Raw genomic sequence first — 18,714 nt, 5'->3', positions numbered from 1 at the left:
GGAAAATTCTCCACGGTGTTGAGGGGATCAGCGGCGCCACCGCCGGGTGGCGACAGCAGTACGGCCTTGGATCAGGCCTGGTGCTTGAGGATGTAGCTGGTCGCGTCGCCGACCGTCTTGAGGTTCTTGACGTCGTCGTCCGGGATCTTGACGTCGAAGCGCTCTTCGGCGGCGACGACGACCTCGACCATGGACAGCGAGTCGACGTCCAGGTCGTCGGTGAAGGACTTGTCCAGCTGGACGTCCTCGACCGGGATGCCGGCGATCTCGTTCACGATCTCGGCGAGACCGGCGACGATCTCTTCCTGAGTGGCGGCCATGTTGGCGCTCCTTCTATGTATCCAGAGGGTGTGGCGCCCGCCGCGGCAGCGGCAGGTTGGTTTACAGCCGTACGGATCGGATGATCCGGACGACATGCCTAGGGGAGGGTAACGACCGTGGCGGCGTATACGAGACCCGCCCCGAAGCCGATGACGAGCGCGGTGTCGCCGCTCTTCGCCTCGCCGGTCGCCAGAAGCCGCTCCATCGCGAGCGGGATCGAGGCTGCCGACGTGTTGCCGGTGGTGCGCACGTCACGGGCGACCGTGACGTGCTCCGGCAGTTTCAGAGTCTTCACCATCGAGTCGATGATCCGCTCGTTGGCCTGATGCGGAATGAAGACATCCAGGTCGTCCGCGGTGATTCCGGCCGCGTCCAGCGCCTGCTGGGCGACCTTCGCCATCTCGAACACGGCCCAGCGGAAGACCGCCTGGCCCTCCTGCGTGATCGCAGGGAACTTGATGTTGCCCTTGCTGTCGAGCGGCAGCTTCGAGACATCGCCGACGTGGAAGTCGTTCCACGCCACCGTCTGCTTGATGGTCTCGGACTTGTCGCCCTCGCTGCCCCAGATGGTGGGGCCGATCTGCGGTTCCTTGGCCGGACCGACGATCACGGCACCCGCACCGTCACCGAACAGGAAGGCCGTCGCGCGGTCCTCGAGGTCGGTCAGATCGCTCAGCCGCTCGACGCCGATGACCAGGACGTACTCCGCGGAACCGTCGGTGATCATGCCCTTGGCGAGCGTCAGGCCGTAGCCGAAGCCCGCGCAGCCCGCGGAGATGTCGAAGGCGGCGGGCTTGCCCGCGCCGATCTTGTCCGCGATCTCGGTCGCGATGGCCGGGGTCTGCTTGAAGTGCGAGACGGTCGAGACGACGACCGCGCCGATCTGCTCCGGGGTGATGCCCGCGTCGGCGATCGCCTTGCCGGAGGCCTCTACGGACATCGCGGCCACGGTCTCCTCGTCGGAGGCCCAGTGGCGGGTCGCGATGCCGGAGCGGGAGCGGATCCACTCGTCGGAGGAGTCGATCGTCTCGAGGATCACCTCGTTGGGCACGACACGGGTCGGGCGGTAGCCACCGACACCCATGATGCGCGCGTACGGGGCGCCCTTACTGGGCTTGATCTTCGACATGCTCTCCTGGCTCCTTCTCAGGCACCCGCCGCGTCGGCGGCGGATGCGGTGTCGGCGATGAGCTCAGATGCGGCGTCGAGGTCGTCGGGTGTCTTGAGCGCCACCGTCCGCACGCCGGGCATGGCGCGCTTGGCGAGACCGGTGAGCGTGCCACCGGGGCACAGCTCGATCATCGCGGTGGCACCCAGCTCCTTGAACGTCTCCATGCACAGGTCCCAGCGCACGGGGTTGGCCACCTGGCCGACCAGGCGGGACACCACGTCCGAGCCGGTCGCCACGGCCCGGCCGTCGCGGTTCGACACGTACGTCAGCTTCGGGTCGGCCGTGTCGAGGGCCTTGGCGGCCTCCTCGAGCGTGGCGACCGCGGGAGTCATGTGGTGCGTGTGGAACGCGCCCGCCACCTTCAACGGTACGACGCGGCGGACGCCTTCGGGCTTGTCCTCGGCGAGCGCCGCGATCTGCTCCGCGGTGCCCGCCGCGACGATCTGGCCCGCGCCGTTCACGTTCGCCGGCGTCAGACCGAGCTTCTCCAGGTGCGGGATGGTGACCTCGGGGTCGCCGCCGAGGAGTGCCGCCATGCCGGTCTCCGTGACCGCCGCGGCGTCGGCCATGGCCAGACCCCGGGTGCGGACGAGGCGGAGTGCGGCGTCATCCCTGAGCACACCCGCGTACACGGCGGCCGTGATCTCGCCGACGCTGTGTCCCGCGACCGCGCCGGGCTTGTTCACGGCGAGGGCGTCACTGAGTGCCGCGGCGGACAGCAGACCGGCGGCCACAAGGAGGGGCTGCGCCACGGCGGTGTCGCGGATCGCGTCCGCGTCGGCCTGCGTGCCGTAGTGGGCGAGGTCGAGCCCGATGGCGTCCGACCACGCGCCGATGCGGTCGGCCGCACCGGGGAGATCGAGCCAGGGGGTCAGGAAGCCGGGCGTCTGGGCGCCTTGGCCGGGAGCGACGAGTACGAGCACTCTCACACTCTCTCTTGTGGACGGTGCAAGCCGCCCGTGGGGACAGGGACGAAGAACCGCTGGGGGAATTGTAGGGGTTCGACAAAATCCTACGGTTGGAGATCTCCGTCGGCCAGACGCCCCAGGATGAGCGCGATCCTCAGCGTGAATGCGGAGCGTACGTCAGATGGCGACCAGCCGGTGACGTCTGTCACACGTCGCAGCCGGTAGCGCACGGTGTTGGGGTGCACGAAGAGCATCCGGGCCGCGCCTTCGAGGCTGCTGGCTTGTTCGAGATAGACGCTGAGCGTCTCAAGGAGCGCGGAGCCCGCTTCCTCCAGTGGTCTGTAGATCTCCTCCACCAGCTGCTCGCGCGCGGCGGGATCGCTCGCGATCGCGCGCTCCGGCAGGAGATCGTCCGCCAGGACAGGACGCGGGGCGTCCTGCCAGGCGGCGCAGGCCTTGAGCCCGGCGGCCGCGGCCTGCGCGGACCGGGTCGCGGCCAGCAGGTCGGGGACGATGGGTCCGGCGACGACGGGCCCGGCCGCGTAGGGGCCGATCAGGCCCTTGGCGACCTGCAGCGGATTGTCGCTGCCGCCCGCGATGACGACCAGACGGTCGCCGAGCACACCGGTGAGGACCTGCAGCTTGGCGTGGCGTGCGGCCCGGCGGATGGCTTCGACGGTGAGTTCGCTGTCGCCGTCGGGCGCGGTGCCGAGGACGACACAGACATGCTCGGGGGAGTTCCAGCCGAGCGCGGCGGCGCGGGACACGGCCCCTTCGTCGGCCTCCCCGGAGAGCACGGCGTTCACGACCAGCGACTCGAGACGGGCATCCCAGGCACCGCGTGCCTCGGCGGCCTGCGCGTAGACCTGCGCCGTGGCGAAGGCGATCTCGCGGGCGTACACGAGGAGCGCCTCGCGCAGGATGGACTCGTCCCCGGGGGCCGCGATCTCGTCGACCGCGGACTCCATCACCTCGATCGTCGTACGCACCATCTCCACGGTCTGGCGCAGGGTGATCGCCCTGGTCAGCTCGCGGGGGGCGGTGCCGAAGACGTCGGTCGAGATGGCCTGGGGGGCGTCGGGATGCCGGAACCACTCGGTGAACGCGGCGATACCGGCCTGCGCGACCAGACCGATCCACGACCGGTTCTCGGGCGGCATCGCCCGGTACCAGGACAGCGTCTCGTCCATGCGCGCGATGGCCTGCGCCGCGAGACTGCCGGCTGACTGCTCGAGGCGCTTCAGCGTGGCTGAGTGCGCGTGAGCCTTCCGGTGCGCGTCCTGACGGGCGGCTTCCTCGTGGCGCGCGGCTTCCTCGTGGGCTGCCTGACGGGCGTCCTGGCGGGCTTCGTTCGCAGAGGGTTCGGGCACGGGGACAAGACTGCCTTATCGGGACGGGGGAGTGCGGAGCCGGGTCTAACGTGGGGTGCGTGATTGATGTACGGCGCTCCGGCGACCGGTATCGCGGCGGGGAGCCCGCCGCCGGTATCGAGACCTTCCACGCCTTCTCCTTCGGGCCGCACTACGACCCGGACAACCTCCGCTTCGGCGCGGTCCTGGCCTGCAACGAAGAACGTCTCGCGCCCGGCGCGGGCTTCGACGAACACCCGCACAGCCACACCGAGATCGTGACCTGGGTGGTGGAGGGCGAACTGACCCACCGCGACTCGACCGGTCACGCCTCGGTCGTGGGCCCCGGGGACGTCCAGCACCTGAGCGCGGCGGGCGGCGTCCGCCACGTGGAACGCAACGACGGCGGGGCCCCCTTGGTCTTCATCCAGATGTGGCTGTCCCCGCTGAAGCCGGGCGGCCGGCCGTCCTACGAGGTGGTGCACGGCATCGCGGACTCCACTCCGTACGCGGTCCCGGCAGCGGGCGCGCTCCTCCACGTCCGCCGCCTCGCCGCGGGCGAACGCACGGCAATCCCGGACGCCCCCTTCGCGTACGTCCACGTGGCACGCGGCGAGGTCCGCCTGGCCGGCGACGAACTGGGCCCGGGGGACGCGGCACGGATCACGGCCGCGGAGGGCTTGGAGGCCATAGCCACGGCGGGGGGCACGGCGGAGCTGCTGGTGTGGGAGATGACGGGCTGAGGGTGGCTCCCGCTGTTGTGCTGCGGGGTACTGCTCAGGGCTACTGGCGCTACGCAAGGCCGCTAGGGGCGTGGGGGGTGCCATCCCGTCCGTTGGGGTGCCACCCCGTCGAAGTGCGAGCCGCTCAGGCCCCGGCAGCCGAGAGCCACGTGATCAGCCGATGGTGCGCAGCACGGCCGTCCTGGGGTGCTCGCGCAGCACCTGGATCGCTTCGTGCATGCCGGACCGAGCGGCGTCCTCCATGTGTGCGCGGAAGGCGTCTGCGTTCTCCCAGACCTGGACGGCGTAGAAGGCTCCAGGGTCATCGATGTCCTCGTACTCCGTGGAACTGACCAACCCCGGCTTCTCGGAGGTCCGGATCGCATGGAGCAGCGCGTCGCGGGCCTCCTGCTCCTGGCCTTCCTTGGCGTGAATCTCGATGAGGACTGTGATGGTGCTCTGGTTGCTCATCAGTGACGCTCCCGTGCCCGGCGTCCGCTCAGCCGAGCGGAAAAGACGTGATCACGCTTCTGGCTCATCCTCGATGCTTTGCGGAACCAACCTCATGAGTTCGCGGAACCAACCAACCTCATGAGTTCGCGGAACCAACCTCATGAGTTCGCGGAACCAACCAACCTCATGAGTTCGCGGAACCACCGACCTCATGGTTTCGCCGAATCGACCTCATGCGTTCGCGGAACCACCAACCTCATGGTTTCGCGGAACCAACCTCATGAGACGGCACACTCAGAGCTCGGAGAGCACCGCATCGGTAAACGGAGGCCACGCCTCAACGGCCCACGGCCCGAACGCCCGATCCGCCAGAGCGACACACGCCGCCCCCGCATCGGGATCAACCCACAGAAACGTCCCGGCCTGCCCGAAGTGCCCGAACGTCCGGGGCGAAGACGAACTGCCGGTCCAGTGCGGCGACTTGGAGTCCCGAATCTCGAACCCGAGCCCCCAGTCATTGGGGCTCTGATGCCCGTATCCGGGAAGCACACCCTTCAGCCCCGGATACGCCACAGACATCGCCTCCGCCACCGTCCGCGGATCGAGCAACCGCGGCGCCTGCACCTCAGCGGCGAACTTCACCAGGTCATCGACAGTGGACACCCCGTCCTTGGCGGGCGAAGCTCCCCCGTCGAGCGAGGTCGCCCCCATGCCCAACGGCTCGAGCACGGCCTGCCGCAAATACTCCCCGAAGGGAATCTCCGTCGCCTTGGCGATGTGATCCCCCAGCACCTCGAACCCCGAGTTCGAGTACAGCCGCCGCGTCCCGGCAGGCGCCGTCACCCGGTGCTCGTCAAATGCGAGACCACTGGTGTGCGCCAGCAAATGCCGCACGGTCGACCCCTCGGGCCCGGCGGGCTCATCGAGCTCGACGGCCCCCTCCTCGTACGCCACAAGCACCGCGTACGCCGCCAGCGGCTTGGTGACCGAAGCGAGCGCGAAACGGTGCCCCGTGGGTCCATGTGCCCCGACGACCGTGCCGTCCGCGCGAACGACGGCGGCGGCAGCGGTAGGGACCGGCCAGTTCTCGATCAACGCCAGGCTCTGCATGCGTACGAGCCTAAGCGCCCTACAGGTTCAGCCGCATCGAGGGGTCGGGCTTGCGCACGAAGCCGAGCGAGGCATACAGCGGCTCCGCCTCCGCCGACGCGTTGAGATCGACACTCCCCGCACCGCGCTCCCGGAACCAGCCGAGCAGCACCTCCATACAGGCCCGCGCATACCCACGCCGTCGCTGATCCGGATCGGTGGCGACGCTGAACACACAACCTATGACGCCCTGCGGATTGCCGGCCCGCCCGATGCGGTAGTCCAACGTCCCCACCACCAGCGCCGCGAGCTTCCCCGGCCGATCCGGCCGGTCGACGACGAAGGCGGCGAAGTCGCCCTCCGGATCGGCCAGCTTGTTCCGGACGACAGGAAGGGACTCGGCATGCCAGTCGGTGTCGGACGCGGCGGCTGTCGCCGGGTCGGTGGCGAACACCGAGTCGATCATCACCTGCCGCAGCCTGATCAGTTCTTCGGCATCCTCTGGCGTGGCACGACGCACAAGATTCATGATCGGCACCGTAGTGACCGCATCAGGCGGCGTCTCCCGGTTTTTCGCGGGTTGTTTCGGCTCCATCGCATACTTCCTCCCGGTTCTGCTTGCTTAGAGCGCACTCCAAGGTTTTAGCGTGGTGGTCATGACGGTGATGGAGACCGAGACCCCCCGCACGCAGGGCCCCGCGCAGGGCGTAACCGAAGCAACCCCGGGAACCCCCGATGCCGCCGACAGCGCTGACGGCCCGGCCGGCCCCGACGGCACCGGCAGCCCCGACGGGGCCGGCAGCCCCGACGGGGCCGGCAGCTCCGCCAGCCCTGCTGGCACCGACGGCACCGGCAGCTTCGCAAGCCCCGCAAGCCCCGCAAGCCCCGACGGCACCGTTAGCTTCGCCGGCCCTGCTGGCGCCGACGGCACCGTTAGCTTCGCCGGCCCTGCTGGCACCGACGGCACCGGCAGCTTCGCCAGCCCCGCTGGCACCAACGGCGCCGGTAGCTCCGCCAGCACCAGTAGCTTCGACGGCACGGACACCACCGGGGCTGACGCCTGCGCCTCCGCACCCACCGCGCACCCCCGCCCGAACGGACAGGACCACTACACGATCAGCGAGGTCGTCGCCTTCATCGGCCTGACCGCGCACACCCTGCGCTGGTACGAGCGAATCGGCCTGATGCCTCACATCGACCGCTCCCACACGGGCCAGCGCCGCTACCGCAACCGCGACCTGGACTGGCTCACCTTCGTCGGCAAGCTCCGCCTGACCGGCATGCCGGTGGCGGACATGGTCCGCTACGCCGAGCTGGTGCGCGAAGGTGACCACACCTTCACCGAACGTCACGAACTCCTCGAACAGACCCGCCGCGACGTCCGCACCCGCATAGCGGAACTCCAGGACACGCTCGCCGTGCTCGACTACAAGATCAACTTTTACGCTGACGCCCGCCCGGCGTCGGAGAGGCTCTGACACTGATGACCGCAGAGACGCCCAAGACCCCCGAGACGCCTACACCCTCCGAGACGCCTACACCCTCCGGTACGGCTGCGATCCCCGGTACGGCTGCGGCGACGGGGTCCTCCGGGAAGGCTCCCGACGGGATCGCGAAGGTGCAGCTCGGGACAGGCGGCCCCGAAGTCGGCGTCCAGGGGCTCGGCTGCATGGGCATGAGCTTCGCCTACGGCCCGACCGACGCCGAGGAGGCTCGGGCGACCCTGGAGCGAGCCCTCGAACTGGGCGTCACCCTCTACGACACCGCCGACGCCTACGCCGCCGGTGAGAACGAGAAGTTCCTCTCCCCCTTCCTCAAGGCGCACCGCGACGAGGTAGTACTCGCCACCAAGTTCGCCCTGGCCGTCGACCCGGCCGACCCGACCAAGCGGATCATCAACAATGACCCCGCCTACATCCGCGCCTGCATCGACGCCAGCCTTCAGCGCCTCGGCGTGGACGTCATCGACCTCTACTACATGCACCGCCGCAACCCCCAGGTGCCGATCGAGGAAACGGTCGGCGTGATGGCCGAGCTGGTCGCCGCGGGCAAGGTCAAGCACCTCGGCCTCAGTGAGGTCACCGGCCCGGAACTCCGCGCCGCCCACGCCGTCCACCCCATCGCCGCCGTCCAGTCGGAGTGGTCGCTCTTCAGCCGTGACATCGAGCAGGGCGTGGTCCCCGTCGCCGCCGAACTCGGCGTCGCCCTCGTCCCGTACTCCCCACTCGGCCGCGGCTTCCTCACCGGCTCGTTCGTCAGCGCCGACAAGGAACTCGGCGAGGACGACTTCCGCCGCCAGCAGCCCCGGTTCACGGGCGACAACGCCGCCGCCAACGCGGCCCTCCTCGAACCCGTCCGCGCCGTCGCCGAAGCCCACGGCGCGAGTCTCGGCCAGGTCGCCCTCGCCTGGGTCCAACAGCAGGCCCGGGTCCACGGACTGGCCGTCGTCCCCATCCCCGGCACCCGTAAGCGCACCCGCGTCGAGGAGAACACCGCAGCCACCCACCTCGAACTCACCCCCTCCGAACTCACTCTGCTGAACCCGATCGCCACCCAGGTCGCAGGCGACCGCTACGCCGACATGACCTTCACGTCGGCAGGCCGCGAGTAACACCAAGCCGCCTGTTCCCCATCCAGGAGCGCCCCAACGGCCCACCCAGCGGCGCCCTTTGCCGCACAAGGACCGGGCCCCGCCCGGCGGGGGCGCATGACCTTCCCTCCCCGGCGGGGCGGCTTGCGCGGCGGCCCCGCCCCGCCGGGCGGGACGCCTGACGATCCATCCTTCGGGGCCTCGTGCGGTCCGGCCCACCTGGCGGGCGCGGCTTGCACCGCGGGGCGTCTCCTGGCCGGGCCGGGGGAAGCGCCCTAGGGGCCTCCCCGGTCGAGGCACTTGGTGATCTATCCAGCAGCCTCCGCATGCGGTCCACCCCGTCCGCACCTCACAGGGCCCCTGCAGTGCAGCCCCCTCCACATAGGCCCCTTCACATAGCCCCCTCCACGTATCCTTCCCCCTTCCTCCCGCCTCCCCTTAAGGCCCCCGTTGCCCATCCCTTCACGCCAGTCCCAGTGCGAAGACCGCGAACCCGGCTGCCAGGAGCCCGGCGAGTGCCCTGCGTGCATGCGTGGTCCGCTGCCACGGGGCTTCGAAGCCGCGGGTGTAGCGGCCTGTCAGCAGTAGGAGCGCTCCGAAGACCGGGAGCCAGGCGATCCGGGCGGCTATCCAGCCCCAGGTGTCCGGGGCCGCCGTCAGGCCTGGCACCGTGTCACCAAGGAACGAGCCGGGCACGGCCGCCGCGAGCATCGCCGTCTGGTGCCAGCACAGGATCGTCATCGCCGACAGGTTGATCACGACCACCGGCGCCCACAGGGCGGGCCTGCGCAGCAACTTGCCGATGCGTTCCCGCAGCAGGACAGCCGCACCGCTCTGCGCGGCGGCCAGCGCCAGGACCAGCAGGGACGGAGGGTGAGAATTCGTCCGGGCTTCCCCCGGGACGCCGACCATCGACGCCGGATAGTGGAAGACGAGCAGCAGAGCCGCGAAGAGGGCTGTCCCTCCGACGAGCAGCAGCCACGCGCCGCGCCTGCCCAGCCTCTTCTCGCCCCAGCTGACGCCCAGTTGATAGGCGAACATCCAGCCCGGCAGCAGATTCAACAGGCTCAGCCAGGACGGCATCGCCTCCCCGAACGGGCCGTAGAGCAGGAAGTCGACGACGGCGACTGATCCGAGCAGCGGTGCCGCGGCCCAGGCACCGAGCCGCTCGGCCGCCCTTATGCACCATGGGGTGAGCGCGGTGATCACCGCATAGATCCCGACGAACCACAGCGGCTGTATGACCAGCGTGGACCCCGTGCGCAGAGTGGCGCTCGGCACTCCCACCGCGTACAGCACCGGGATCAGCGCCGCCCAGACGGCCGTCACCCCGAGGACCGGGCGGCCGAGGCGGGCCACTCGCCCACGAAGCCAGCGCCTCGTCGTATCGCCACGCGCCGCCGCCCGGCGATACGAGAGGACGGAGGCGTACCCACCCACCAGGAAGAAGATGCCGAGCATCTGCAGCACCCAGCTGAGCGGCGCGAAGAATCCGAACGACGCCAGAGGGCTGGCATTGTGCAGCGCCCCGCCCGCGTCGAGCTTGAATCCGCCGAGCAGCCAGTGCCCGGTCGGCACGGCGAGCAGAGCGAGCGCACGCAGCCCGTCAATGGCCCGGTCACGATGTGCGGGCGTTTTGGCGTCGATCGCGGACGCGGTCTTGCGCAGGGTGGTCAGTGAGGTGAGGTTCATGGCCGCTCTCCGATGGGGCGGGCGTTGGCGGCAGCCGCGCTCTTGGCGGTGTCGTCGCGCGGGGTGTCGGGGCCGGCGGTCTCCGCGATGGCGGCGAAGGCCTGGAGGGAATCCGTCCCCGGGGCGAAGTAGCCCGTGTGGCCCTCGGCTCGCTCCGCGGGAACGCGCCGGGCGCCGAAGCCCGGATCGGCCGGGTCCTCGCCATGGCCGAGGCCGAACAACTCGACGTTCGGCACGTCACCGATCCAGTCGCTCTCGTCCTTGGCCGCCCACACACGGGCGGAGGTGTGCAGGTCGGCCACGCTGTCGGCACGCATGCCGGGGGAACCGAGCACCACCAGGTCGGACGCCGGCAGTTGCGGGGCCGCAAGACCGCACACCACCGAGCCGTAGCTGTGGCAGAACACAGCGGGGCGCGGGGAGCCTGACGCCGTCAGGCCCTGCACGAACCGTGCGAGCCGTGGCGCACCGGCCTCCGCGAGCCGTCCCGTCGCGGCGTCGGGACCGAGGCCGACCGGCGTGGTGTACCCGACCCAGGCCACCACGGCCGTGTCGCCGCCCGCAGTGGCGTGCAGGGAGCGCGCCATCCCGGCCGGAGTGCCGTACTCGTCCTTCGAGCGGTCGAAAGTGCTCAGGTCCATGTCGGAGCCGGGCACGACGACCGATACGTGTCGGGCGCGCGCCAAGTCACCATGGACCTCGGCCACTTGTCCTCTTCCGCGCGGATCGAACGCGAGTATCTGCCGGCCGGGGTTCGAAAGCTCTTCGTAACGCGCGACGAGGGATCGGGCCCGCTCGTGGTCCTGCAGGGTGAGGCTCGGATCGCTCTCCCGCGCCTGCTCGCGGGCGCGCTCGGCTTTCAGCGAGAGGGAGTTCGCCTCGAAGCGCAGAGCGGTCGGGGCACCGTCCAGATTGCCGACGACCGAGGGGTGGCGTGCGACCAGCCTGTGCTGCTGCGCGTCGCTCAACGAGTCGAAGAACGCGGCGACTCGGGCGGGGGCCGTGGTTGCCGGATCCGGCAGCCGAACCCCCCACGTATGGTCCGCGCGCCAGGCCTGTGTACCCGGCGGTGGGCCCGTGAGCGGTTGCTGTTCGTTGCCGACCGCCCAACCGGTCGTGCCGGCCACGATCGTCGTCGTGAGCGCCGCGGCGATCAGCGTCCGCTTGCTGCGGGTCTTCCAGCTCCCGCGGGATTTCCAAGAACGATGGCGCATGGCCCGTCTCCCTCCCCATCTCGTGCACGCTCTGGCGTGACGAGGGGAAAAGTAGGGAGACGGTGCCCTGCGGCACCTCACACTGCGGAGCCAACTTGCAGGTCATACCGGGGTATGTGGAGCCCGTACCGCAGTATGAGGAGAGAGGGCCCTACTGCTCCCCGGGCGTGATCAGCCCTGACTCGTAGGCGAAGATCACGGCCTGTGCGCGGTCCCGCAGGTCCAACTTGGACAGCACCTTGCCGATATGGGTCTTCACGGTCTGCTCGGCGAGGACCAGGCGCTCGGCGATCTCCTGATTGGACAGGCCGCGTGCGATGAGCACCAGCACCTCGGTCTCACGCGGCGTCAGGCCGTTCAGCCGCAGCGACTGATCCGTACGTGGCCGCTGCTTGGCGAAGTCCGTGATCAGACGACGCGTCACCGAGGGAGCGAGCAGCGCGTCGCCGGCCGCCACCACGCGCACCGCCGAGATCAGATCGGCGGGCGGCGCGTCCTTGAGGAGGAAGCCCGAGGCGCCGGCGCGCAGCGCCTCGTACACATAGTCGTCCACGTCGAAGGTGGTGAGCATCAGCACCTTCGGCACATGCACCACCCCCGGCGGTGGGTCCAACAGGGCGCGGGCCGCGGTGAGTCCGTCCATCTCGGGCATCCGGACATCCATCAGGACGACATCGGGATGGGCGTTGCGGCTGACGTCGATACCTGCCTTGCCGTTCGGTGCCTCGCCCACGACGTCGATGTCGCTCTGGGCCGCAAGGAGTGCGGCGAAGCCGGCCCGCACCATGTTCTGGTCATCGACGATGATCACGCGGATGGTCATGCGGTGCCGGAGTCCTTTTTGAGGAGGGGAAGTTGGGCCGCCACGCGGAAGCCGCCGTCGGGCAGCGGCCCGGCGTCGACCGTGCCGCCGACCAACCGTACGCGTTCGCGCATGCCGACGAGACCGTGACCTGTGCCGCTGTGCTCCAACGAGTCGGGTGTTTCGGTGGGTGGGCCGTTGACCACGAGGATCAGCAGGTGCTCCTCGTCCAGAGTCACGGTGATGGTGGTGCGCGCACCCGGCGCGTGCCGCATCACGTTCGACAGGGCTTCCTGGACGATGCGGTACGCGGACAGGTCGACGGCCGGTGTGACGTCGGCCAGCTGCGTGAGCACCGACAGTTCAGGACGTGACAGATCGATCGGTATGCCGGCGCGCACCGTCGCCTCCACCAGGTGCGGGAGTCTGCTGAGTCCGGGCTGCGGGGCCCGCTCGCCTGGCGCGTCCTCACTGCGCAGCACGGCGAGCAACCGCCGCATCTCGGTGAGGGATTCACGGGCGCTGGCCGCAATGCTCCCGAATTCCTCGCGCGCCGCGTCCGGGAGGCCGTCGAGGCGGTAGGGCGCGGAGTCGGCCTGCACCGTGATCACCGACATGTGGTGAGCGACGACATCGTGCAACTCCCGGGCTATGCGAGCCCGTTCCTCGAGAAGCGTTCGCTGGGAGCGCTCGGCTTCACTGATGGTTTCCTGCTCGACGAGTCTGCGCTGCGCGTCGCCGCGCTCGCGCAGCAACGCCCCGAGCAGCAGTGCGCCACCGCTCAGCAGGATCAGCAGCACGCTGGTGTCCTGGCTGCCGTCGTCGCGGAACACACTGAGGACGAGGCTCACGACGATGGTGACCAGCCAGACCCCCAGGAGGGTGCGGCGGCTCTCGCGCAGGGACAGCAGGAGGCACACGACCACGTAACCCACGATGATCATGGCTGTCCATGGGGCGGGACGGTCGTCGCCCATGGACAGCGTCACGATCGCCCCGAGGACATCCGCGACGAGGACGATGCACCAGGCGGCCAACGGGCGGCTGACCGCCAGCAACAGCGGTGCGGCCTGGGCCACGCCCAAGGCGCCCGCCAGACCGCCGTTCACCCCGTAGTCGTTCGCCAGGACCTGGGTGGTGACCGGGATCAGTGCCGCGACGAAGCCCAACGCGGTGATGAGGGGAAGCACCCGCATCCAGCGCTTGGGCGCCCGGGCGAGGAGCGGCTCGGCCCGCCCCGCGGGAGCAGAGAGGAAGGACCCTGCCCTGCCGAGCCCTTCGCGGACGCCCGCGGTCGCACGCTGAAGGGTGACCGCGCGCGCATCCGGCTCGGAGGCCGGTGTGCGAGGGTCCTGGTCCGGTGGTGTCGATGAGCTGCTCATGGCCTGATCAGCGTAGGCATGAAGCACGCCCCGCGCCGTCGTACCGCGGAGCTGACCTGCGCCTCATACCCAGGTACGAACCGGGCTTCCCGCGATACCCCGGTATGACTCGTGGGCCCGTGGCTGCGCCGGATCACAGCTCCGCCAGCAGCTCGGCCTTCTTCGTGGTGAATTCCTCGTCCGTGAGCAGACCGGCTTGGTGCAGCTCGCCTAGGTGCCGGATGCGTTCCGCGATGTCCGCCGGGTCACGACGGGCCACCGGGGCATTGCCGGGGACCGTGCCGGGCGTCAGGGCGGGGCCCGATGTCCGCACCGCGGCGAGCACCGACGCCGCGAACGGCAGTGATTCGTGCACCGGCCCGTACCCGAGACCGAAGACGACGGCCGCGGGATCCTGATCCGCCTGCGCGGGCTGGGCGAGCGGGGTCTCACGGCGCAACAGCCGCAGATGGCCCTCGAAGACCTCCGGGGAACGCCATTCGACGCCGCTCAGGTCCGTGACCAGGAAGCTTTGGTCGCCCGCCTTCCACTTCGCTGACGAAGCGCCCGTCCAGAACCACCGGAAAGCCACCGACTTGCCGTCGAAGGACGCCTTCCCGTCGTACGCCTTGAACTGCAGCGGAGTGTCCGGCGGGGCTACCAGGTAGCGGTCCGGAGGTCCGCAGTCACCGTCTGAGAGCTGGGCCCGCAGTTCGTCCGCGTAGTACTCGGCGAGCGTCTCCCGCTCGGCGGGCAGCACGAGTCGATACGGGTCGTAGCCGTCCTTGAGCTGACCCGCTGCCGCCTCCATCAGCGGATCGGCGCCCGGTCTCGGCACGGCGTGCAGGACGACCGTCCCGCGCTTGCCAGGAGTAAGTGTCACCGCCGCGATCGCCTCGTGGGGGATGCGACGTTCGCCGAGCGCCTGAAGGAGCTTCGGCGTGCGGATCCCCCGTTCGAAGCGGATGAGCACGGAGTCGGTCTCGAACTCCCAGGCGGCATGAAATCCGGCCAGTACGTCACCCATGCGGCTCATCGTAGGCGGCACGCGCGCCCCCGTCCCTCCTGCGGCGTCCCGCTGTTTTGTCGATTTCTACGCGCGTCAGGCCACTGTCGCGCCGGAAAATTCCTTCCGGCACACGTCATCCCCGCTCGCGCACCGCACCGAACGGTACGAACCGATGCCGATGTCGGCGAAGTTCCTGAGGCTCTCCGTGCCCGGCTCGAAATAGCCGGTGTGGCCGATCGCGCCCCGTGCCGACAGCACGCGCGCACCGAAGTCCCGAGAGACGGGATCGGCACCGTGACCGAGCCCGCCGACCTCCATGTTTGGCACATCCTGGATCCAGTCGTCGCCGTCCCGTGCAGCCCAGACCCGGGCACCTGTACCCAGCTGAGCCACCGTGTCCGCTCGCATCCCTGGGCTGCCCGCGACCGCGATGTCGGAGACGCGGGAGGGCAGCTGTCGCGCGGCGACCCCGCACACCACCGAGCCGTAGCTGTGGCAGTACAGGGCGACCGGTGAGTGACCCGGCAGACCGCGGACCAGAGAGTTGAGCCGGATCGCGCCGTCATCCGCACGCATGGACGTGGCAGCGTCCACCCCGAGCCCGACAGGCGCGGTGTAGTCGGCCCAGGCGATCACGGCGGTACGCGCGCGTGGGCTCGCCGAGTGCTCCGCGCCGTACAGGGCCTTGGCCATGCCGACAGGCGCCGAGTACTTGCGGTTCGTCCGCTCGAACGTCAGCAGGTTCGTGTCCACTCCGGGCACCACGACTGACACCCTGGACGCCCGGTCGAGGTCTCCGAAGACCTCGGCAATACGACCCGACCCCATGGGATCGAAGGACAGGACCTGCCGACCCGGGTGCATCATCACGCCGAAGCGCTTCATTCTGCGCTCCGCCTCCTGTTGCCCGAGAGGGGAGAGCCGGTTGTCGTGCATGCGCTCTCGCTCGGTCTTGCGTGCTTGCTCCAGCGCGATTTGGTTCGCGCGATATCGCAGCTCCACGGGGGCACCGTTCATGTTGCCGACCGCAAGGGGATAGCGGGCGGCGAGTCGGGTGCGCTGTTGCGCGTTGAGCGACGAGAAGAAGTGGGCGAGCTTGCCGGCCGGGGCACTGGCGTCGGGCAGGGCCCGGCCACTGATGTGCCCGCTCTCCCAGGCGGAGAGCGATGCCGCGAGCGGCGATGCGGCGTCCTTGTGGTGGCGCACCGCAGTCCAGCCCGTGGTCGCCAGCATGACGAACACGACGGCGAGCGCAAGCAGTGCGCGCCAGGCGCTGAGTTGAGGGGAGGAGTCGAAGGAAGTCACTACGGAACACCCTAGGAGAATCGTGATGCCTACCGTGCACCGGGTGAGGCAGATCACGTTTCACGTGGGGTAATTGAGGCAAAGCGGGCACGCATTGAGCATTTTCATCACGCTCCGTATGCGGGGCGTGCGCGCAGCGCACCGGGGTGCACCGCTACTGACGGTGAATCAACCCGTCACTCAACGTGTTGATTTGTTCGATGGGTCGTTCTGCAGCGTGACTCGACGCGGAGTACACGCACCGTCACTCCCTGCGCCAGTTCTCCGCCAATGCGGGCCCCAGGTGGTCGAGATATGTCTCCGTGATCGCGCGAATCGACTCCACGCTCGAGTCCTCGCCGGCACCCCACAGCCGCCCGGTCACACGCATCACTCCACTGAAGGCGGCCACCACCACGCGCGGTCGGGGGTCCGTGTCCAGGTCCAGCCCCTCACGCTCGGCGATCACGCGTGCGACCTCTTCCTCCATCTCGATGGAGTGGCGCAGGTGGGCGGCGAGCAAGGAAGGGGTGGACTCGATCATCTGGTAGGTCCGCATGTGGAGTTCGACCGGGACGACCTCCTCGATGGACCGGCCCATCGCGTCCCAGGCTCCGATGACGGCCCCACGCAGGGCCACGAACGGCGTTTCGTCGGCAGGGCGTTCGCGCAGAGTCTCCACGAACCGCTGCTCCACCATTTCCTGTACGGCGAAGGCGGTCTCCTGCTTGTTGGTGAAGTACCGGAAGAAGGTGCGCTGCGAGACGTCGACGGCCTCGGCGATCTCGTCGACCGTCGTCTCCTCGTACCCCTTGGTCGTGAAGAGTTCGAGCGCCGCGCGCAGCAGCGCGTCGCGAGTGCGCTGCTTCTTTCGCTCGCGCAGCCCGGGCCGAGGGGGCTCACCGGAGATGGCTCCGGAGGCCTCGGCCTGCGGTTTCGCGGAGTCCGCCGCTCGCTGCTCGGTCCTCACGCCATGGCCTTCTTTCCACTGATCCGACCAGCTCACCTTATCTGTGAGCTACGTGACAGTTACCGACTTGTGAAATGGTTTGTCAACTGTCAGCGACTGACACTAGCCTCGAACGCATGACTAGTCAGATCACCGTCGACAAGGCGGACAAGGCGCCGGAGCCGTCGTCCGCTCCGGCCCCGGCCAAGGGGCTCCGCGGCCACCCTTGGCTGACGCTCTTCTCCGTCGCGATCGGCGTGATGATGGTCGCCCTGGACGGCACCATCGTCGCGATCGCCAACCCGGCCATCGCGAAGGACCTCGGCACCTCGATGGCCGGTGTCCAGTGGATAACCAACGGCTATCTCCTCGCGCTCGCCGTCGCGCTGATCACCGCCGGCAAGCTCGGCGACCGGTTCGGCCACCGGCAGACCTTCCTGATAGGCGTGGCCGGCTTCGCCGTGGCCTCGGGCGCCATCGGGTTCTCCAGCAGCGTCGGCCTGGTCGTCGCCTTCCGCGTACTCCAGGGCCTCTTCGGAGCCCTCCTGATGCCGGCCGCGCTCGGCCTGCTGCGCGCCACCTTCCCCGCCGAGAAGCTGAACATGGCGATCGGTATCTGGGGCATGGTCATCGGCGCCTCGACGGCGGGCGGCCCCATCGTCGGCGGTCTGCTCGTCGAGCACGTCAGCTGGCAGTCGGTGTTCTTCATCAACGTGCCGGTCGGTGTCATCGCTCTCGTCCTCGGCCTGGTGATCCTCAAGGACCACCGTGCGGAGAACGCGCCCAAGTCCTTCGACATCCCCGGCATCGTCCTGCTGTCGGGCGGCATGTTCGCGCTCATCCTGGCCCTCATCAAGGGCTCGGAGTGGGGCTGGGGCGGGTCCACGACGCTGCTCTTCCTCGCGGGCGCCGTGGTTCTCTTCGCGCTCTTCGCCTTCTGGGAGACGAAGGTCAAGGAACCGCTCATTCCACTGGGCATGTTCAGGTCCGTCCCGCTGTCCGCCGGCACGGTCCTGATGGTGTTGATGGCCTTCGCCTTCATGGGCGGCCTGTTCTTCGTCACGTTCTATCTGCAGAACGTGCACGGCATGAGCCCGGTCGACAGCGGACTGCACCTCCTGCCGCTGACGGCCATGATGATCGTGGCCTCACCGATCGCCGGTGCGCTCATCACCAAGTTCGGCCCGCGCGTCCCGCTCGTCGGCGGCATGGTGGCCACGGCTATCGCGATGTTCGGCATGTCCACGATGACGACGGACACCGCGACACTGCCGATGTCGCTCTGGCTCGGCCTGCTCGGCCTCGGGCTCGCGCCCGTGATGGTGGGAGCCACCGAGGTCATCGTCGGCAACGCACCGCTGGAGCTGTCCGGTGTGGCGGGCGGTCTCCAACAGGCCGGCATGCAGGTCGGCGGTGCGCTCGGCACGGCGGTGCTCGGAGCGGTGATGGCCGCCCGGGTCGACGAAGACCTTCCCGCCAACTGGGCGGACGCCAAGCTTCCGCCCATGACGCCGGAGCAGCTCGACCAGGCGTCCGCCGCCATCGAGATGGGCGGTGCCCCGGTCCCGCCGAAGGCACCGGAGCCGGTCGCCGAGGCGATCACCTCGGCCGCGCATGACACGTTCGTGTCCGGCATGGGCCTGGCCTTCACCGTCGCCGGCGTCGTCGCGGTCATCGCGGCCGCGGTCGCCACGTTGACCAAGCGAGGCGCCAACGCCGACGCGGGCGCCGGAGTCGGACACATCTAGCCCCGCTCGAGCCGTCGCGCACGCGCATCCTCGTGCCGTCGCGCACACGCAT

Annotated in this window: 17 protein-coding genes and 1 pseudogene; 4 read left to right on the top strand and 14 right to left on the bottom strand. The window is 69.3% G+C overall.

Annotated elements, in window-relative coordinates:
* Positions 1-71: 71 nt before the first annotated feature.
* The 4 genes from ACZ5WE_RS03450 to fasR all read right to left on the bottom strand — a co-directional run bounded on the left by ACZ5WE_RS03450 (position 72) and on the right by fasR (position 3,644).
* On the bottom strand, positions 72-320 hold the full coding sequence (locus ACZ5WE_RS03450) for an acyl carrier protein (protein ID WP_160504853.1): 249 nt from the start codon (positions 318-320) through the stop codon (positions 72-74).
* A 98-nt stretch (positions 321-418) separates the two neighbouring features.
* Positions 419-1,450 (bottom strand): beta-ketoacyl-ACP synthase 3, encoded by a 1,032-nt coding sequence (locus tag ACZ5WE_RS03445; RefSeq protein ID WP_467690853.1) that lies wholly within the window; start codon positions 1,448-1,450, stop codon positions 419-421.
* Positions 1,451-1,467: 17 nt separating this feature from the next.
* Positions 1,468-2,415 carry an ACP S-malonyltransferase gene (locus ACZ5WE_RS03440; RefSeq protein ID WP_467690950.1) on the bottom strand — a complete coding sequence of 316 codons (948 nt, stop codon included), beginning with the start codon at positions 2,413-2,415 and terminating at the stop codon, positions 1,468-1,470.
* 89 nt (positions 2,416-2,504) lie between these two features.
* A complete protein-coding gene (fasR, locus tag ACZ5WE_RS03435; RefSeq protein WP_367048988.1) occupies positions 2,505-3,644 on the bottom strand; it encodes a fatty acid biosynthesis transcriptional regulator FasR in 1,140 nt (379 codons plus the stop codon).
* Positions 3,645-3,829: 185 nt separating this feature from the next.
* Here fasR and ACZ5WE_RS03430 point away from each other — a divergent pair, with 185 nt between their 5' ends.
* Positions 3,830-4,492 (top strand): pirin family protein, encoded by a 663-nt coding sequence (locus ACZ5WE_RS03430; protein ID WP_467690852.1) that lies wholly within the window; start codon positions 3,830-3,832, stop codon positions 4,490-4,492.
* A gap of 153 nt (positions 4,493-4,645) precedes the next feature.
* Here the strand turns inward: ACZ5WE_RS03430 and ACZ5WE_RS03425 are convergent, their stop codons facing one another.
* The 3 genes from ACZ5WE_RS03425 to ACZ5WE_RS03415 form a co-directional block, all read right to left on the bottom strand.
* The gene (locus tag ACZ5WE_RS03425) at positions 4,646-4,942 is read right to left on the bottom strand and encodes a putative quinol monooxygenase (RefSeq protein WP_467690850.1); all 297 of its coding nucleotides are present in this window, start codon (positions 4,940-4,942) and stop codon (positions 4,646-4,648) included.
* A gap of 276 nt (positions 4,943-5,218) precedes the next feature.
* Complete coding sequence (locus ACZ5WE_RS03420) at positions 5,219-6,034, bottom strand: serine hydrolase domain-containing protein (protein ID WP_467690848.1); 816 nt, start codon at positions 6,032-6,034, stop codon at positions 5,219-5,221.
* A 19-nt stretch (positions 6,035-6,053) separates the two neighbouring features.
* Positions 6,054-6,542, bottom strand: a complete 489-nt coding sequence (locus ACZ5WE_RS03415; protein WP_467690948.1) for a GNAT family N-acetyltransferase — start codon at positions 6,540-6,542, stop codon at positions 6,054-6,056.
* A gap of 517 nt (positions 6,543-7,059) precedes the next feature.
* Between ACZ5WE_RS03415 and ACZ5WE_RS03410 the strand changes: the two are divergent.
* Positions 7,060-7,491: pseudogene (locus ACZ5WE_RS03410) on the top strand (MerR family transcriptional regulator); the annotation flags it as partial.
* 191 nt (positions 7,492-7,682) lie between these two features.
* A complete protein-coding gene (locus ACZ5WE_RS03405) occupies positions 7,683-8,624 on the top strand; it encodes an aldo/keto reductase (protein WP_467690946.1) in 942 nt (313 codons plus the stop codon).
* Between the two features lie 441 nt (positions 8,625-9,065).
* On the opposite strand, the gene ACZ5WE_RS03400 is transcribed toward ACZ5WE_RS03405, so the two are convergent.
* The 7 genes from ACZ5WE_RS03400 to ACZ5WE_RS03370 all read right to left on the bottom strand — a co-directional run bounded on the left by ACZ5WE_RS03400 (position 9,066) and on the right by ACZ5WE_RS03370 (position 16,875).
* Positions 9,066-10,295, bottom strand: a complete 1,230-nt coding sequence (locus tag ACZ5WE_RS03400) for an acyltransferase family protein (protein WP_467690846.1) — start codon at positions 10,293-10,295, stop codon at positions 9,066-9,068.
* The gene (locus tag ACZ5WE_RS03395) at positions 10,292-11,509 is read right to left on the bottom strand and encodes an alpha/beta hydrolase (protein ID WP_467690844.1); all 1,218 of its coding nucleotides are present in this window, start codon (positions 11,507-11,509) and stop codon (positions 10,292-10,294) included. The genes ACZ5WE_RS03400 and ACZ5WE_RS03395 overlap by 4 nt, the downstream gene beginning before the upstream one ends.
* A gap of 151 nt (positions 11,510-11,660) precedes the next feature.
* A complete protein-coding gene (locus ACZ5WE_RS03390) occupies positions 11,661-12,332 on the bottom strand; it encodes a response regulator (protein ID WP_467690842.1) in 672 nt (223 codons plus the stop codon).
* A complete protein-coding gene (locus ACZ5WE_RS03385) occupies positions 12,329-13,693 on the bottom strand; it encodes a sensor histidine kinase (RefSeq protein WP_467690840.1) in 1,365 nt (454 codons plus the stop codon). Before ACZ5WE_RS03385 ends, ACZ5WE_RS03390 begins: the two co-directional genes overlap by 4 nt.
* 133 nt (positions 13,694-13,826) lie before the next feature.
* Positions 13,827-14,699: a DUF4429 domain-containing protein gene (locus tag ACZ5WE_RS03380; protein WP_467690838.1), complete on the bottom strand. Its 873-nt coding sequence runs from the start codon at positions 14,697-14,699 to the stop codon at positions 13,827-13,829.
* Between the two features lie 75 nt (positions 14,700-14,774).
* Positions 14,775-15,986, bottom strand: coding sequence for an alpha/beta hydrolase (locus ACZ5WE_RS03375; protein WP_467690836.1), 1,212 nt, complete (start codon positions 15,984-15,986; stop codon positions 14,775-14,777).
* Between the two features lie 244 nt (positions 15,987-16,230).
* Positions 16,231-16,875, bottom strand: coding sequence for a TetR/AcrR family transcriptional regulator (locus ACZ5WE_RS03370; RefSeq protein WP_467690944.1), 645 nt, complete (start codon positions 16,873-16,875; stop codon positions 16,231-16,233).
* A 176-nt stretch (positions 16,876-17,051) separates the two neighbouring features.
* Between ACZ5WE_RS03370 and ACZ5WE_RS03365 the strand changes: the two genes are divergently transcribed.
* Positions 17,052-18,662: an MFS transporter gene (locus tag ACZ5WE_RS03365; protein ID WP_467690835.1), complete on the top strand. Its 1,611-nt coding sequence runs from the start codon at positions 17,052-17,054 to the stop codon at positions 18,660-18,662.
* The last annotated feature ends 52 nt before the right edge of the window (positions 18,663-18,714 follow it).

The sequence above is a fragment of the Streptomyces sp. NPDC033180 genome, from assembly GCF_055577645.1.
Note: the sequence above shows the minus strand (reverse complement) of the source record. Positions and strands in the feature narration are given on the sequence as shown.

Excerpts from the sequence above, each read along its gene's own strand:
- ACZ5WE_RS03450 (WP_160504853.1), bottom strand. The coding sequence starts at position 320 with ATGGCCGCCACTCAGGAAGAGATCGTCGCCGGTCTCGCCGAGATCGTG.
- ACZ5WE_RS03445 (WP_467690853.1), bottom strand. The coding sequence starts at position 1,450 with ATGTCGAAGATCAAGCCCAGTAAGGGCGCCCCGTACGCGCGCATCATG.
- ACZ5WE_RS03425 (WP_467690850.1), bottom strand. The coding sequence starts at position 4,942 with ATGAGCAACCAGAGCACCATCACAGTCCTCATCGAGATTCACGCCAAG.
- ACZ5WE_RS03420 (WP_467690848.1), bottom strand. The coding sequence starts at position 6,034 with ATGCAGAGCCTGGCGTTGATCGAGAACTGGCCGGTCCCTACCGCTGCC.
- ACZ5WE_RS03415 (WP_467690948.1), bottom strand. The coding sequence starts at position 6,542 with ATGAATCTTGTGCGTCGTGCCACGCCAGAGGATGCCGAAGAACTGATC.
- ACZ5WE_RS03405 (WP_467690946.1), top strand. The coding sequence starts at position 7,683 with ATGGGCATGAGCTTCGCCTACGGCCCGACCGACGCCGAGGAGGCTCGG.
- ACZ5WE_RS03400 (WP_467690846.1), bottom strand. The coding sequence starts at position 10,295 with ATGAACCTCACCTCACTGACCACCCTGCGCAAGACCGCGTCCGCGATC.
- ACZ5WE_RS03395 (WP_467690844.1), bottom strand. The coding sequence starts at position 11,509 with ATGCGCCATCGTTCTTGGAAATCCCGCGGGAGCTGGAAGACCCGCAGC.
- ACZ5WE_RS03390 (WP_467690842.1), bottom strand. The coding sequence starts at position 12,332 with ATGACCATCCGCGTGATCATCGTCGATGACCAGAACATGGTGCGGGCC.
- ACZ5WE_RS03385 (WP_467690840.1), bottom strand. The coding sequence starts at position 13,693 with ATGAGCAGCTCATCGACACCACCGGACCAGGACCCTCGCACACCGGCC.
- ACZ5WE_RS03380 (WP_467690838.1), bottom strand. The coding sequence starts at position 14,699 with ATGGGTGACGTACTGGCCGGATTTCATGCCGCCTGGGAGTTCGAGACC.
- ACZ5WE_RS03365 (WP_467690835.1), top strand. The coding sequence starts at position 17,052 with ATGACTAGTCAGATCACCGTCGACAAGGCGGACAAGGCGCCGGAGCCG.